Below are 15,769 nucleotides of genomic sequence, written 5' to 3' on the forward strand. Positions count from 1 at the left end.
CTAAACAAAATGCTAAAATTAAATAAGAATAAAGAGCCTGGAGCAGACTCTCATGAAACAGACTCTCATATTACTCGTTTTCCAGGCTACCTTCAATGAGGTCTTCCAGGTTGTGTTCCATGTAAGGTGCATTACTTCTGTTTATCAGTTCCTGGCAGACTTCAACTGGCTTTCCATCCATTACAAGGGCTCCATTTTCTATCAATACAGCCCGATGGGCAACTTCCCGGACAAAGTCCATGTGGTGGCTCACAAGTACGATGGTAGTGCCGAAACGTTCATTGATCCTTTTTAATGAGTTCGTCACGTCCCTGAGGGTTACAGGGTCAAGGTCTCCGAAAGGCTCATCAAGCATAAGGTATTCAGGCGAGGTTGCAAGGCTCAGGGCAATAAAAGCTCTGACATGTTCTCCTCCGCTTATCTGGTAGGGAGTTTTGTCAAGTACTTCCATTGGCAGGTCAAGAGCTTCGAAGACCGGCTTTGCATAAGTCTCTACATCAGTTACCGGAATTGCAGGGAACAGTTCGAAGTAGATTGTGTCACTGAGGTTCAGCTCCCTGAGTGCGTTAGTCTTTTCCTCTTCAGGCATATCGGGCAAGCGGTAGATAGTATCCAGAGTTTCATCCGAAAGTCCCATTTCCCTAGCTTTGTTTCTCGCGTATTCAATTGCACCCTGTTTTTTCATGCTCAGCCTGAAGCGTATCTGGTCTCTTACAGTGGAATTCACGGACATTGAGAATTCCTGGTTCATAACGCTCATAATCCGCCTCAGTTCCATGCGTTTCTTGCTATATTCGGTAACATCCACCCAGTCCCCATTGCATAGATACTCAACAGACCCGCTTTTCGGCTTGATCAGTCCTTCAATCAATTTCATAATGGTTGTTTTTCCGGCTCCTGAAGGACCGATAAATGCCAGAATTTCTCCTTTGTAAACATCCAGAGAGAAGTCTTTAATATTGAGGACTTCCCCCATCCGGATAAGGGAATAACGCTTTGAAATCTCCTTTACTTTAATACAGATTTCTTTATTTCCATGTTCTGAGAGTTCTTCTCTGGATTTCATGTCTCTCAGGAAGTTTTTAAGTACCCGGGCAGGTTCTCCATCGGCTGCGATTTTTCCGTTTTCGAGGAAGATAAGCCTGTCTGCAAGATATGCGTGGATTTCAGGAAGGTGAGAGACTACTATAATCGGGATATTCAATCTCTCTTTCAGGCCCTTTATCACATCAAGGACTTCCTGCTTCGTATCCGGTCCCGTCATTGTTACGGGCTCGTCCAGGAGGAGAACTTTCGGTTTTGCAGCAAGCTGTCTTGCCATTACAACCCTTTGCTTTTCCCCGCCGCTCAGGAGATTGGTGGAGTGAAGGGCTTTGTGTTCCAGACCTACAAGCTTCATGTACTCCATTGCCTCAACAAAGAGGTTATCATAATCTTCAGTTTCGTTGTGCGGAATGGCTTCATTGCCTACTCTGAGGTAATTCAGTTTCCTTATGATGTTTTCTATTGCAGGCCCGTTCCAGAGCCCAAAATTTCGCTGGAGGTGTATCGCGGTTACGCTTTTCAGGAAGTTTTCTCCTTCAATCCCTGAATCAGGGGTTACAGTTTCTCCATCCACTTCCACAGTCCCCTCCTCGAAGGGTTCAACTCCACGGATAATCCGTAACAGAGTCGATTTTCCGCTTCCGCTTCTACCTGTAATTCCGAGGATCTCCCCGTCCTCCACCGTGAGGTCGATATGGTCCAGTACCCTTATTTTTTCGGAATGTACCTCATAATCTTTTACCAGATTGGAAATTCTAATCATAATCATACCTCTTAGTGTTGATAGCAAATTGACGCTGGGTCCCGAACGGATTTCACATATTCGATGTCTTTCTTCCTGCAGCATTTGCCTGTTCTCAACAGTTGCATCTCAGATCCGTCCGTATTAGTAGAAGATAATTAAAACAGGAGTCAATTATTACCTCTGAAACTATTTATTACAATCGGCTGCCTGTAAATTGATGCTGTTTTGTATTCTATAAATTTGAGTATCAGTATAGTTCTAAGTGTGAAAACAGTTTCTGAAATAAAATGTTTCGGTATTTATGGATTACAGTAAAATGAAATCCTGTATCGATGATTTGTTCGTAGACTTCCTCTCTTACGTTCATCTGCTGGTTTTGATCTTTATTCAGAAACGCACCCCGGTGTCTGTGGTGGGTCATTTGTTATACCTGATGCACCATGATTGAATTTACGAATATTATCTCCTAATCAGCCAGGAGGACAGAAAATCGATAGAGCTAAAGCTCTTTAAACTGAAACTCTAAAAATAAATATAAATAAAATAGTGAAATGAATATTTTTGATTGCTGAAAAGCAGGCAGCACACCTTGAATTCCTTTGTCAGGAGTTCATTTTTTTATGGCTAATACAATCTCAGCCACTTTTGCAGTAACGTCCTTTACTTCTTCAACAATTGTGCCGGTGACGATCATATCCGCACCTGCAGAAGCACAGAGCTTTGCAGTCTTTGCATCTCTGATCCCGCCGCCAACAATAAGCTTGTTTTCTCCGAGTACTTTTTTGACAGCCCCTATCATTTCGGGGTTGACAGGTAAATCGGCTCCGGATCCTGCTTCCAGGTAAGTATAGTGCATGCCAAGGTATTTGCCTGCAAGGGCATAGACCGCAGCAATTTCAGGTTTCTTCCTGGGGATCAGTTTTGCATCCCCCACCCAGCCAACAGTGCCGCCGGGTTCGACCACAAGGTATGCCATGGAGATTGGCTCAATCTGGCTTCGGTATACAAGCGGAGCTCCAAGCACCTGGTTTGTAATCACATATCCTATATCTCTGGAATTCAGGAGGCTCATGAAGAATACTGCATCTGCATATCCGCTGAGTCCGGCTGAACTTCCCGGGAAAAGGATGATGGGGACATTTACCTTTTCTTTAATCTTTACTACAGTTTCATCTAATAGGGTTCCCGACGCTCCGGTTGAGCCCCCTATCATGATGGCGTCGGTGCCTCCTTCAACTGCTGCAAGAGCAATTTCGGCGGCTCGCTCAGGCGTCTGGGACGCCGGGTCGATAAGGGTAAGATGAACTTTTCCGTCCTGTTCAATAATTTTCTGGAGGTGTGCTTCCACCTGCAAAAAAGATCATGCTCCCTTGGATTCCTTGGATTTCACACGAAGAGCACCGTAGCCGCATTTTCTGCAGCGAGTTGCCCTTACAGCGTTCCTGGCATTACACTTCATGCAGATCTTTTTGTTTAATAATCTTTCTTCTGCTTCTGGAAAACGAGCCATTTTTGTCACCTGCTATTATTTTTTATTATCAATACGGTATATAGCCCGCTTAAAGGATGTTAAGGCATATAATGTTTTTCATCAAGAAATTACACTACCTGCTGAGTTTGTAACTCTTTTTTTCTCATATATCCTGATTTCTTTTCTATCCTGTAGACTCAAAGTTTATTTATTGGTTCTGTTGTTTATTCCGTATCCCAGGCTGAAGTTATCATCTGCGGAACAGTAGTGTTACTCTATTTGACAGGTTACTCTATTTGACAGGTTACTCTATTTGACAGTAATGATATCATTAATACTGGCAGTTCTGGTAAATGTATTAAATGTATATTGCACTGCCGGATAGCAGGCTGATATTGAGGATTTGAAAGTTAATAGTGAAACCGTATAGTGTCAAAAATCATTTCGGCTAAGGATATTTTAGGCTAAAGGTAATTTAAGTTAAAGGCAATCTAAGCTAAAGAATAATCTTAGTCTAAGAGTAATTTTTGGCAAAACATATTAAATCCAGACTATTAAAAACTAAGATTGATTTAAGGTTTAAAATAGACCCGGGATTAAATTAAATTCCCGATTCCAGTAAGGTGATTTATGTGGCTATTCATCCTATAGAATACCGATACGGTACAGCAGAAATGAAACATGTATGGAGTCAGGAAAACAGACTTGCTAAGATCTTACAGACCGAGGCAGCCCTTGCCCGGGCAGAAGCGGATATGGGACTTATCCCCGCAGAAGCGGCTGAAGTCATCTCCGAATGTGTTACTTCAGTAAAGGCTGACAGAGTTGATGAAATCGAAGCCGAGATACATCACGATATGATGGCTGTTGTTGTTGCTATTTCTGAGCAGTGCAGAGATGATGCAGGAAAGTGGGTCCATTTCGGAGCCACTTCAAATGATATCCTTGACACGGCAACAGCTCTCCAGATAAAGGACGCAATCGATATCCTTGAAGATAAGCTCAAAATCCTGCTCAAGGTTCTGGTAAACCAGGCGGAAGCCCACAAGAACACCGTTTGCTGCGGAAGGACACATGGGCAGATAGGAGTTCCCACAACCTATGGGCTCCGTTTTGCAATCTGGGCTTCCGAGATTTCAAGACATCTTGACCGCCTTTACGAGCTGACTCCGAGAGCTACCGTAGGTCAGATGACCGGAGCTGTCGGGACCCAGGCAGCCTTTGGAAAATCCGGAATTCTTATCCAGAAACTTACCATGCAGCATCTCGGTATCGGGACTGTGGATGTCTCCAATCAGATAATTCAGAGGGACAGGCACGCCGAGTTTGTTATGTGGATGGCAAATGCGGTCACTACTCTGGACAAGATCGGCATCGAAATCAGGACTCTTCAGCGCAGTGAAATTGCTGAGATTGAAGAAAGCTTCGGGAAAAAGCAGGTAGGTTCATCTACCATGCCTCACAAGCGCAACCCTATAAAGTCCGAGCAGATATGCGGGCTTGCACGAATAGTAAGGGCAATGATTGAACCTGAACTTCTTAATAATACCCTCTGGGACGAGCGGGATCTTACAAATTCTTCCTGTGAGAGAGTTGTTTTCCCGGAAGCCTGTGTGCTTACGGACCATATCTTTAAACTTGGGATAAGTGTGCTTGAAAATCTCAGGTTCTATCCCGAAAATATCCGCAGGAACCTGGATCTATTGAGAGGTCTGAATATGGGTGAAGCTGTAATGATAGAACTTGCAAAAAGAGGCGTAGGCAGACAGGAAGCTCATGAACTCGTCAGGACTGCAGCGATGAGATCCCATGATACAGGGCAGCATTTCAAACAGGTGCTTCTGGATGCTCCTTCTGTTTCAAGGTACCTGAGTGCAGAAGATATTGAGAACCTTGTAAACCCTGATAAGTATATCGGAACAGCAGTGGAACAGGTTGAAGCGCTTGTTATAAAACTTCGTGAAGCTTATTCCCTTTGACTTCCTCCTCTTTTTTCTTTTTCCTCTTCTTCTATTTCTTCTGAAAATAAGGTAGTGTACTTGAGGTTTTTCACCTGTACTTCCTGGATACTATATCTATAAGATCACTTTCTTTTGTGAACAGTGCAGTATTTACAACCCAAACATACTCTTACGTAAGGGACCTGTAGAAAAAAACGTAATCATTTTGTAAGGAATAGAAATGTATTAATTACTTTGTACAATTATAGTCAGGGTTAAATATAAATATTTATATCTGATGAATTCTATCCCTATAAGAAGACTTTATCAAAGGTTTCATCCAAATTGGGTGATTGAGGCATCTAAAAAATAGGCGTTGCGTAACTTAAATATCTATTTGGGCTAGATGTGGTAGATGATTTACGGTGTGAAAGTGGATTAGATGCCTCATTAACTCCTACGTAGAGGTTGTTTATAAAATTTGTGCTAGTTTTACTTCTTACTCTTTCTAAATGATTCGCCCTCCCATTGCCTATTTTTGCCGTCTTCTTTATTTTCTTCAACTAGACTGTGTTTTATTTAAAATATCAGCCTTAAGGTATTATTCAAATTACAGGCCGTACGGGCCGAACCTGGATATTTTTTTCGGTCTGGCTATTTCCTTCAATTTCCGGTCAGAATCTCTGTATAACTGAATTTAATAGAGAAATGTATAAATTGTCTATGAATAATAATGCTTTTGATGCCCTGACCTGAATAAGCTTGAATAAAAAAGATGCACTTTTTCTAGAGTTATTAAAGCTTTTGAACTTTCGGAAGTTTTAATGCTTTATTCTGTGTGAAATTCACTTCTTCTGAATAAGGTCGCTAATCTAATTTTTATTTTAAAAATTGAATATAAAAGTTTATATATGATGATTATCTATCCCAGTTAACTTTGTTTTATGTGGTATTGAGGCATCTAAAAAACGGCGTTGCTTAACTTAAATATCTATTTGGGCTAGATGTGGTAGATGATTTATGGTGTGAAAGTGGATTAGATGCCTCAATAATCCTTATGATGAGGTTATTTATATAATTTGTGTTTATTCTGCACACAACCGTCCAAAACTTCCTTTTTGCTAAAAGTTACTTCTCATTTTTACTTGGATTCCTTAACTGTTTCTTGCTCCGGAAAGTTTCTTAAATCTTTTATGTAAAAACCTGAGTAATGCTGGACGCACTTTTAAATATATTGGGACAGACTCGCTCCTCGGCATTACTCTCAATAAGATACATTTGCAGTTTCAGATTGCTGTTTTTTCTTTGTCACAGTCACCTGAGTGCCGGTTAAGTAACAATCAGGCTCATTTTACTTTTGCGGCTGTGGTGGTTTGAAAACCTCAAGGTTCTCCCAGTTAAATTTGTCGGGCGGACAGGCTCTTATGCATTTCTGGCAGTGTGCGCCTTCGCAGAGGTCAGTACTTATCATAACCCTGTTTTCCTCGTCAATTGTAATGGCTTCATTGGGGCAGACCTTTATGCATTTTCTGCATTCAGGGCAATCAACGACCATGGTCATATAGGTCCCGACTCTTTCGAGCACGTACAGGCCTTCTTCGCCAAGCACGGGAATATCTCTTTCCACGCGCTTATCCACCACAGGGTTACTTATGGGGTCGTCGAGTGATGGAAGCCCTTTCTTTTTAAGATATTTCTTAAACATCTTAAAGGGCATTCCCTCTTCCCAGTATGCAAGCTCAAGGACATAGACGTCCCGGAACTCCGGAGCAGTCGCAAACATTATATGAGTGCCTATTATCTGGTTTGCAATGTCCTGAAGTTCCCACAGTCTTTCTTCCGAAAGAAGGATTTCCCTTGCAACTGCAAGAGAAGTATTCCCGAGCTGGGCAATTTTTCCTGTAGAGTAAGGGATCAAGCCAATTTTCTGGGCTTTTTCCGCGTCCATATACGTGCCGGCAGCGCCTGCCATATATGCTGTGTCAATATCTGTCAATTCGATACCTGCAGCTGCACAGAGAGTAATGTGCCCTGCCCTTATCGCACCAATGGCTTTTCCGGCTTCTTTAAGGTCTCTTTCTGAGAACGTTATTTTGTTCTGGAGATGAATTAGTTCGTCCGGAGTTTTGATTCTTGGAAGTTCAACCAGGCCGTGCCCCAGAGCTTTTTCTATAAGGGCAATAACTCCTGTGCCTGTAATTCCTTTTGCTTTGATCTGCCCTTCTTCAAGAATTTCTCCGGTTTTAGGGTCAACAAGATCTCCAGGATCAGGTTTCATTTCTTCGTTCAATACATAATTCCTCAATGCCCCGTCCTCAAATTCAAAATCCGAAATTGCAAAGGGGGAAGCAAGGGTCCCATGCTTTATCTGCTGCCCTTCAAGAGCCGGTCCTGCAGCTGCCGAGCCTGTATAAATAATATCTTTCACTTTGAGCGCCATCTCGGCATTTGTTCCGTAGTCCGTTGCAATCGAAATCTTATCGCTATTAAGCATTCCTGATTTGGTTATAAGAGCAAGGGCATCGGCTCCTACTTCATGTTTTATTGCAGGAGGGACTACAACTTCGCAGTTAAATTCCTCAAGCCCTGAAATTTCGCTGCTGGATATTATTCTTGCATTTCTATTCTGTTCCTGTATATTGTACTTCTTTTTCTTCCGTTCTCCTGCATAAGCCAGATCTTCAATACTGATTCCCTGAAAAATAGATAACTGGATAGGGTTTCCGCAGATTGAAAGTCTGTCAAGTTCTCCGCTTTGCACATCAAGGGTCTGGAGCAGGTTTTTTACCGCATTTACGGAAAGCCCGTGCGCAAGTTCCTGCCCGTAGTGAATTGCGAAGTCCATGTGGTCCATCACATTCGCTCCGGGAAGGGGATTTCTCAATGTTATTACTGTCCTTTTGATTTCCTTTGTATCAAGGTCTACCTTCTGAGCTCGATACCCGCTTGTTCCCAGGTCAATTGCAACTCCATATCTCATATAAACTCCCCTCATTTTTTTATTTTGCCGGGTGTTTTGACATACTGCAAGCCGTTTGAAATTTCATGTATCTATTTTATGTATTTACTACTTTGAAAAACGACATATAAATAAATAAGGCGTTTTATTCATTGTTATATATATTTTGAAGTCTGGTGGATTTCCTCCTCATTCTTTTTCTGGCTCTTAAAACTCATTTTTAATATGGACTTTGTAAAAAAAGTGCTCATTTCTGCTGGTTTTTCCCGGATGCATAGTCTCAAGGAATATTTCACTGATATTGTTTTTTTCTTCTTTTCGGGCCTATACTGTGTTTTTTGCAGGAGATCTAAAATGCACATCGGGAGGGATAGTTTTATAAGTGACAAATGTCTTTGTATAGCTGATGAGCTAGTCCGGGTAGCCCGGCGTTACCTGTAACCCGAAATCGCCGATATGCGGGGGACGAAGCCAAAGGAAGATGCGTCAAAGAGATCCCAGCCTGGAATCTCAACTGAGAAGCCCCGTCCTGCTTGGATGGTGCAGGTATGCGGACTTGCTGGAAAACAGGTTCTCATACCCTAACCGCGGAAACCGGTCGAGGCCCGGAAGGGAGCAGACTTACCGTGGGCAACCGTCGCTTGCGGGGTTGCGGGGTGGAGAAGAGATACCAGTCTACTGGAGTCTCCGAGATACAACGACCTGCGGTGTGCTCATCACTAAGCACATTATTAAATTTCTTTCCAAAACCTGGTTTTATATTATAACTGCAATCTTCTGGGCGAATTTCTTTGAAGTTTTTCTCCGGAAAAGGTTAAATATATGAAATGCATTTTAGGGGACGCGTTTCTAAAGTTCGATATGACGAGATAGCCAAGCCCGGTATGGCGCGGGATTGCTAATCCCGTGATGCCCTGCATCCCGGGGGTTCGAGTCCCCCTCTCGTCGTTTCTTTTTTTCTAAGATCTTTCTCTTCGTATTATCTTTTGTTTTTATCCCTATTTTTTCATAACTCTTCTGTATGTAAATTTTATATAAGATCTCGTCTTATACCCTGTAAGTAAAAGTTCCGTTTATGTCTCCTTATCATTCTCATAATTCAAGGGGTTTAGGGCTTTAACGTACAGAAATGAATCGAGTTAGAACAATGAAACGGATATCATCAGGAATACCTGAACTTGACGAAAGGATTGGCGGCGGATACCTGGCAGGCAGAGTTCTTCTTATCACCGGGGACACAGGAACTGGCAAGACTACTTTTACCATTCATTTTCTGCACAGGGCATGTCTTGATGGAAAAAAATGCGTCCTGGTCGCAACAGAAGAACTTCCAGAGGATATTCTTGATCTATCTGAAATGCTTGGCCTCGGGCTTACTAAATATTTTGAAAACGGCCAGCTTGCAATTGAGAGGTCTTTTCAAAGTCGTTCAGAGAAAGTTCAGACTTCCAAATTCGGGTTTACCCCTGAAGGTCTGGAAATTGAGCTGCCTACACTTTCAGAGTATGTGCCTGAAGGAACCGATATCGTAGTCATTGATAATATCGGAGTTTTTACTCTCAGGCTTTCTATTCAGGACTTCCGGGATCAGTTTGATGCCCTGAACTTTATCCTGAGTACAAGGGGAGACTGCACAGCAATGTTTGTCATGGACGATACCGCGTGCAAGATGACTCATAACCTTGCTGAATACTCAGTGAGCGGCTCCCTTCGGCTTATGGTGGACGAAAATCCGTATACCGGAAATATCGAACGTTATATAAGGATTCCTAAAATGCGAAGGACATGCCTCAGTCTGAATCCGATAAGGTTTGAAATAACTTCGTCAGGTATTAAGCTCCTTTAAACAATCTACATTTTCTCTAATTTCATTGTTTTTTCCTTTTTTTCTCTTTCACTTTTTTCTGCTTTTTTATCTTTTCTTGTTCATTTTTCACTACTTTTTTTGTCTATTTTTATTTTCTCTTATTTCTTTTTCATCATTTTGATTTCCTATCCTTTTTATATATCCATTTTTGTGTTTCAAGCTGTAAACAATTACTAAACAATTACTTATTAAATCATTTAATTATATTTTCTAATTAATTCATAAAAATAATTTTTACTATATATAACTGATTAATGGAAAGATTAATACTATTGAACTACATTTCTTATTTGAGTAAAAAATCAATACTCCGGTTATTTACTTTTATTTCTCTAAATTAGGTGAAATAATGCTTTATCGAAATACACAAAAGTATTAGTGATATTACTATTAATATTAAAAAGTTATTAACTCTTATACACAAAGATTATAATCAACTTAATTAATTATTTAATACTGATAACTCCTTTGTGAGGGGAAAATCCTTGGTGGGGTGAGCTTCTATGGTTTCCAAAAAAGAGAAATCTCCGGATGACTCCGAAAAACCAGACATGAATATGCGTAAAGGTGAGGGAAAGTATGTTCTGGCAGGGAAATCCTGTCTTCTACAGGTGCCTGTTAAAAGGACTTCTTATGAAGATGCTCAAAATATAGCTAACACTAACAGCCTTGAAGTTGATAACGACAACAGGGATATAGTAAATATTCTTCAGGAAGCTTCAGGCACTGGTATTACAGGGAATGAAAGTACAGAAAGCGGGGATGCCGGCCTTCCTGACCTGAAAATTAAGATTGAAAGCAGGAAAACCAAACCTGTACTCGAAACCGTAAAGTTTACTAGTTTTTCTCCCGAAACTGAGGATGAGGAAGACATGGTAAATAAATGCGTATCGGAAACTCCTCTGTTTGTAGACGAATCTGAAATTCAAAAAACCATCTCTCTTGAAACAAGTTCGAGTCTTGAACTGAAAACTTCCGTTTCTGCAGAAGTTACTCTAGAATCAAAACCCACTATTTCTACAGAAGTGGCTCCTGAAAAGAAAGTTGAACTTATCCTCGAAACTGAAAACAAAGGTATTTTCCCCCCTGCAGCCGGGTCTAACAGTGAAGAAATTACAGGTCATAAAGATGGAGCTGAAGAACTAAAGGGCTCTCAGAAGACAAAAGAGGATAAAAAAGTAAGAACTTCAGGTAAAATTAAAAAAGCTCCCCAAAAAGCGAAAATTAAGAAAAAGCCCGGATTCTTAGGCAATATGAAGGATTTGAGTCGCGATATAGCTGGGGTCAAAGAAGGCGAAAAATTAAGTGACAAGCTTAAAGAGTTCTTCAATGAAGTAAAAACCCCTGAAGGAGCAAAAAAGAAGTTCACAGAAATCGTCCGGAGTCTGAAGGATGAGGAGATCCGCATTCTTCCCCCCTATGATCCTGAAACCTGTGGTCCTCTTCTTGAGTATGAAATTCCTGCAGGATTCACTGAAATTGAACGTTACTGGGTAGAAGAGCCTTACGCCTTTATCAGCATAATTGAAAATATGGAGATGAAACATTATTATGCTGTTGAACCGACTCTCACTACTTATGAAAAAGCTGTTCTTGAGAGGGTCCGGGACAATTTGGAAGATGTCCTTACCCAGGAAGATATTACATCAGGGCAGGAGAAAGACATCATTCTCATTAATAGAGGCATGAGGCTTTTAGATCAGTATTACAGTACCCTGGAAGTTTCCTCAATTCACAAAATAATGTATTTCCTCAGGAGAAATTTCATCGGGTACGAAAGGATAAACCCGCTTGTTCTGGATCCGAATATCGAAGATATTTCCTGTTCAGGTATTGAGATTCCTATTTATCTCTACCACAGAAAACACAACAACATCGAGACAAACATTCATTTTGGGGAAAAAGAACTGGACTCTCTAGTTGTCAAGCTTTGCCAGAGGAGCGGCAAGCACATCTCTATAGGAGAACCGATTGTAGACGCAACTCTCCCTGACGGTTCAAGGATGCAGGCAACCTTTGGAAAAGAGATCACAACAAGGGGCAGTTCCTTCACTATCCGTAAATTCAAAGGAGATCCCATAACCCCGATTGATCTTATCAGGTATGGGACATGCAGCATCGAGATGATGGCTTACTACTGGATTGCCATTGAAAACAACATCAGTGTACTTTTGGCAGGAGGTACTGCCTCAGGAAAGACCTCCCTTATGAACTCGATTTCTCTTTTCATTCCAAGGCTGTCAAAGGTAGTGTCCATTGAAGATACCAGGGAAATCATGCTCCATCATGAAAACTGGATCGCAGGAGCAACCAGGAAATCGTTCACTGTAGGTGGTACCGGAGAGGTGTCAATGTACGAACTCCTGAAAGCAGCCCTCAGGCAACGCCCGGAATATATCATTGTGGGTGAGGTCCGAGGAAAGGAGGCTCTTACTCTTTTCCAGGCAATGTCAACAGGGCACACTACCTATTCAACAATGCATGCGAGCGATGTGCAAACGGTGGTTAACAGGCTTGAAAACGAACCAATCAATGTCCCACACGTAATGATGCAGGCACTTGGAATCATCAGTATCCAGATACAGACCTATGTCAATGAGACCAGGGTAAGAAGAACCAATACAATTGTAGAGATTACAGGGCTCGATGCGAGGTCAGGAAGTCTCAGGATCAATGAGTTTTACCGCTGGGAGCCGGTGCATGACAACTTCAAGCGGGCTGGGGATTCCTATGTGCTCAATGAGATTATGAAGGCCAGGGGATGGAAACCCGATAAGCTCTTTATTGAATTTAAAAACCGGGAACAGATCCTTGCCTACCTGACAGCAAAACAGATCCGTGATTACGTGAGTGTTTCCCTGATAGTGCATATGTATGCCACAAACCCACAGCTTGTAATGGAAGCGGTTGGAAACGATACCTTGCGGGATATGGTACTGCATCATAGTTAATGGGGGTATCCATGAACGCTATAAATACCCTGGCATTCAGGATTTTCGGAGAAAAAATCCTTGAGAAAGAGGAACGTTTTTCCCTGTTAAAGATAAAGCTTCGCCAGGCTCATATTCCATTGCCTGTGGAACAGTATGTCTCAACTGCAATATTATTTTCTTTGCTTGTAGGAGTCTTTGGCGGACTTGCAGGTTTACTTATAGGGGGGAGGATTTTCAGGGGTATCACCCCGGAAAGTATTGTCTCGACATTTGGCATTTCTTACAGAGTAACCAGGGTAGTTGAGACCCCTACATTTATTGAAGCGCACCTTTCCTTTATTCTTACAGCTATAGGGGGTCTCCTCTTTTTCTCGATGATCGGTGCTCTCACTTACGGGCTTATTATGACATACCCCCCCATGAAAGCTGATAGCAGGAAACGGGCTATCAATGCAGCAATGCCCCATGCAACAGCTTTTCTCTATGTTATGCAAAGGGGCGGGGGCATGACTATCTTTGATAACATGAAGTCGCTTTCGAAGTATTCTCACCTCTACGGGACTGCCTCAAGGGAGTTCGGAAACATTATAAGGGATATAGAATATTTCGGAAAAGACCTTAAGGATGCCCTATGGGATGCAGCCGACAGAACGCCTTCCGAACAGTTCAAAGATCTTGTAGACGGCTTGATTTCAATAGTCTCAAGCGGAGGAGACGTTACTCTTTACCTGAAAAATAAGACTGACGTCTATAAAGCCAATGCCAATAAGGAACAAAAGCGTTTCCTCGAGACTCTCGGGCTTCTGGCAGAGGTTTATATTACTGTATTCGTTGTGGGCCCTCTGTTCCTTATGGTTATCCTCGTGGTCATGAATATGATCGATAATGGGGGACCCACCCAGCTCTATATCCTTGTATACGGAGCAATTCCCTTCGGGACAATGATCTTCCTTGTTTTCCTGGATATGCTTACAGGAGATGCGGAAAAGATGCCTGAGGAGCAAATCTCCGGAATCAAGAAGGATTCTTTCAGTGATGTCAGGGTAAAACCAGTAACAGAAAAAGACGAGGAACTGCTTCAGAAGATGGAGTTCTTTGAAAAGATATCCAGGGTCAAAAGGGTGCTCCTGCACCCTATAAGGACTATGCTTGACAGGCCAGCATATGCTTTTGTAATAAGCGCTCCAGTTGCGCTTGGGTACTTTGTTTCTGCTTTCCTGGAACACAGACCGTACTATGGAGGGTTTGTTGACACGGCATCTACCCTTGATGACTATATCTATGTAACCCTTCTTGTCCTTTTCATCCCTTACATCATCTTCCACGAACTCGAAGTTCGGAGGGTCAGGCAGATTGAGGATCAGGTCCCGGAGTTTCTAAAAAGGCTTGCAAGTATCAACGGGACAGGAATTCTGCTTGCCGATGCTATTGCTATCACAGCCCAGTCAAATATGGGTAGACTGAAATCCGAAATAAAATGTACGGTTGCGGACATCCGATGGAACTCAAACCTGGTAGAAGCCCTGAAACGTTTTGAAGCCAGGGTACAGACCAACATGACCCGGCGCAGCCTGAGCCTTATAGCCAAAGCAAGCGAATCCACAGGGGATATTAACCAGATTATCAGCACAGTTGCGGATGATGCAGATATTGAGAAATACCTTAAAAAAGAGCGCTCTGCAGAGATGTTTATCTATGTCTTTATCATCTTCGTGACCTTCGGCGTCTTCCTGATCATAGTATATGTGCTTGCTGCGTTCTTCCTTCCTGCACTTGATGGTTCCAGCAACCCGGCAATGTCCATGGGAGGCTTCGACCTGAAGGAATATACCCTCCTCTTCTTCCATGCAGCTCTTCTGCAGGGCTTCGGCTCAGGGATGGTTGCAGGAAAAATGGGTTCGGGAAGTATAGCTTCAGGACTCAAGCAATCCCTTGCAATGATGACGATGTCCTACGTGTTGTTCGTCGTGTTTATCTGAATTTCGGGATTCCAGGCTATCCGTCAGGAAATTTCAAATCTGGAATTCCCATTTCCTTTTTTAACACGATTTTCCGTACTTCTCATTTTAAGGCTCTGGTTCCCTCTATTAGCCGAATTCTCATTTGAAGACTTTATCTCCCTGTGTAAACCCAGAATTCCCGCCAATACAGTTTCTTTTTAAAGATAAACATCTAATTTTGAGGAAGATGGCAGAAAACACAGCAATGAAGAAAATCTCCCTTTGCGTGCTCATCCTTGCGGTTGTCCTTTCTTCCTTTTATGTCCTGGACTTTAAGGCGGCGCAGAGTGAGACCCGAACTAATTCCGTGATAAGTGCCTACTCCACAGGCGACCCCCAAATTGACTTCCCGGGCAGGATCTACCTCTATGTAGAAAGTGAAGATCCTGTCTCGAAATCCCTCCGGGAAAGCCTTGGAGCTGAACTGGAAAAAGCAGGCATGGAAGTATTAGTTACAGATGCGGTCGAGGAAAAGTATGATTCTCAAGTCCTCTTCGTGAATATCAGTAAACACGGAGGGATCTATACGCCTGTTTACGCCTCTTCGGACCTGAATATCCTGTTCTTCTATACCTCCACGGGAGAAGACACAAAATATTTTGAACAATTCAAAGAAGGAAATGTAACTGTGGTCTTTGAAAACGCGGGCTCCCAGAAAGGGGAAAAGCTGATACGCGGGGATATGGAATTGCAGGATTCCACAAAAGGGATTGTGTCTTTAAAAGCTTATAGAGAGCATCTGGCTGAAGAAGCTGCGAAGAAAACCGTAGAGCAGCTTCAACAGCAAATCAGCATTTTTCCTTAAGTCCG

At 42.3% G+C, this 15,769-nt stretch carries 9 protein-coding genes, 1 tRNA gene and 1 other RNA gene; 7 read left to right on the forward strand and 4 right to left on the reverse strand.

Features of this window, described 5'->3' with window-relative positions; translation table 11 throughout:
• Window positions 1-70 precede the first annotated feature (70 nt).
• From FXV91_RS01680 to FXV91_RS01690, 3 genes are all read right to left on the reverse strand, one after another.
• The gene (locus FXV91_RS01680; RefSeq protein ID WP_229387694.1) at window positions 71-1,807 is read right to left on the reverse strand and encodes an ABC transporter ATP-binding protein; all 1,737 of its coding nucleotides are present in this window, start codon (window positions 1,805-1,807) and stop codon (window positions 71-73) included.
• A 592-nt stretch (window positions 1,808-2,399) separates the two neighbouring features.
• Complete coding sequence (locus FXV91_RS01685) at window positions 2,400-3,143, reverse strand: geranylgeranylglyceryl/heptaprenylglyceryl phosphate synthase (RefSeq protein ID WP_229387695.1); 744 nt, start codon at window positions 3,141-3,143, stop codon at window positions 2,400-2,402.
• 6 nt (window positions 3,144-3,149) lie between these two features.
• Window positions 3,150-3,299 carry a 50S ribosomal protein L40e gene (locus FXV91_RS01690; protein WP_229387697.1) on the reverse strand — a complete coding sequence of 50 codons (150 nt, stop codon included), beginning with the start codon at window positions 3,297-3,299 and terminating at the stop codon, window positions 3,150-3,152.
• A gap of 593 nt (window positions 3,300-3,892) precedes the next feature.
• Between FXV91_RS01690 and purB the strand changes: the two genes are divergently transcribed.
• Window positions 3,893-5,239, forward strand: coding sequence for an adenylosuccinate lyase (gene purB, locus FXV91_RS01695; protein WP_229387699.1), 1,347 nt, complete (start codon window positions 3,893-3,895; stop codon window positions 5,237-5,239).
• A gap of 1,312 nt (window positions 5,240-6,551) precedes the next feature.
• Here the strand turns inward: purB and FXV91_RS01700 are convergent.
• Window positions 6,552-8,180 carry a methylamine methyltransferase corrinoid protein reductive activase gene (locus tag FXV91_RS01700; RefSeq protein WP_229387701.1) on the reverse strand — a complete coding sequence of 543 codons (1,629 nt, stop codon included), beginning with the start codon at window positions 8,178-8,180 and terminating at the stop codon, window positions 6,552-6,554.
• A 383-nt stretch (window positions 8,181-8,563) separates the two neighbouring features.
• Between FXV91_RS01700 and ffs the strand changes: the two genes are divergently transcribed.
• From ffs to FXV91_RS01730, 6 genes are all read left to right on the forward strand, one after another.
• Window positions 8,564-8,878, forward strand: an RNA gene (ffs, locus tag FXV91_RS01705) — signal recognition particle sRNA.
• A 144-nt stretch (window positions 8,879-9,022) separates the two neighbouring features.
• Window positions 9,023-9,107, forward strand: a tRNA-Ser gene (locus FXV91_RS01710).
• 199 nt (window positions 9,108-9,306) lie between these two features.
• The gene (locus FXV91_RS01715) at window positions 9,307-10,005 is read left to right on the forward strand and encodes an RAD55 family ATPase (protein WP_229387703.1); all 699 of its coding nucleotides are present in this window, start codon (window positions 9,307-9,309) and stop codon (window positions 10,003-10,005) included.
• A gap of 524 nt (window positions 10,006-10,529) precedes the next feature.
• Entirely contained in the window at window positions 10,530-12,977 is a 2,448-nt protein-coding gene (locus FXV91_RS01720) for a type II/IV secretion system ATPase subunit (protein WP_229387705.1), read from the forward strand.
• Between the two features lie 11 nt (window positions 12,978-12,988).
• Window positions 12,989-14,938, forward strand: a complete 1,950-nt coding sequence (locus FXV91_RS01725; protein WP_229387707.1) for a type II secretion system F family protein — start codon at window positions 12,989-12,991, stop codon at window positions 14,936-14,938.
• A gap of 208 nt (window positions 14,939-15,146) precedes the next feature.
• Entirely contained in the window at window positions 15,147-15,764 is a 618-nt protein-coding gene (locus FXV91_RS01730) for a hypothetical protein (protein ID WP_229387708.1), read from the forward strand.
• Window positions 15,765-15,769 lie beyond the last annotated feature (5 nt).

It is taken from the genome of Methanosarcina sp. DH2 (assembly GCF_020804225.1).
In the GTDB taxonomy this organism is placed as follows: domain Archaea; phylum Halobacteriota; class Methanosarcinia; order Methanosarcinales; family Methanosarcinaceae; genus Methanosarcina.

Bases quoted from the DNA above. Each gene is read 5' to 3' on its own strand.
- FXV91_RS01680 (WP_229387694.1), bottom strand. From the start codon at position 1,807: ATGATTAGAATTTCCAATCTGGTAAAAGATTATGAGGTACATTCCGAA.
- FXV91_RS01690 (WP_229387697.1), bottom strand. From the start codon at position 3,299: ATGGCTCGTTTTCCAGAAGCAGAAGAAAGATTATTAAACAAAAAGATC.
- FXV91_RS01700 (WP_229387701.1), bottom strand. From the start codon at position 8,180: ATGAGATATGGAGTTGCAATTGACCTGGGAACAAGCGGGTATCGAGCT.
- FXV91_RS01715 (WP_229387703.1), top strand. From the start codon at position 9,307: ATGAAACGGATATCATCAGGAATACCTGAACTTGACGAAAGGATTGGC.
- FXV91_RS01720 (WP_229387705.1), top strand. From the start codon at position 10,530: ATGGTTTCCAAAAAAGAGAAATCTCCGGATGACTCCGAAAAACCAGAC.
- FXV91_RS01725 (WP_229387707.1), top strand. From the start codon at position 12,989: ATGAACGCTATAAATACCCTGGCATTCAGGATTTTCGGAGAAAAAATC.
- FXV91_RS01730 (WP_229387708.1), top strand. From the start codon at position 15,147: ATGGCAGAAAACACAGCAATGAAGAAAATCTCCCTTTGCGTGCTCATC.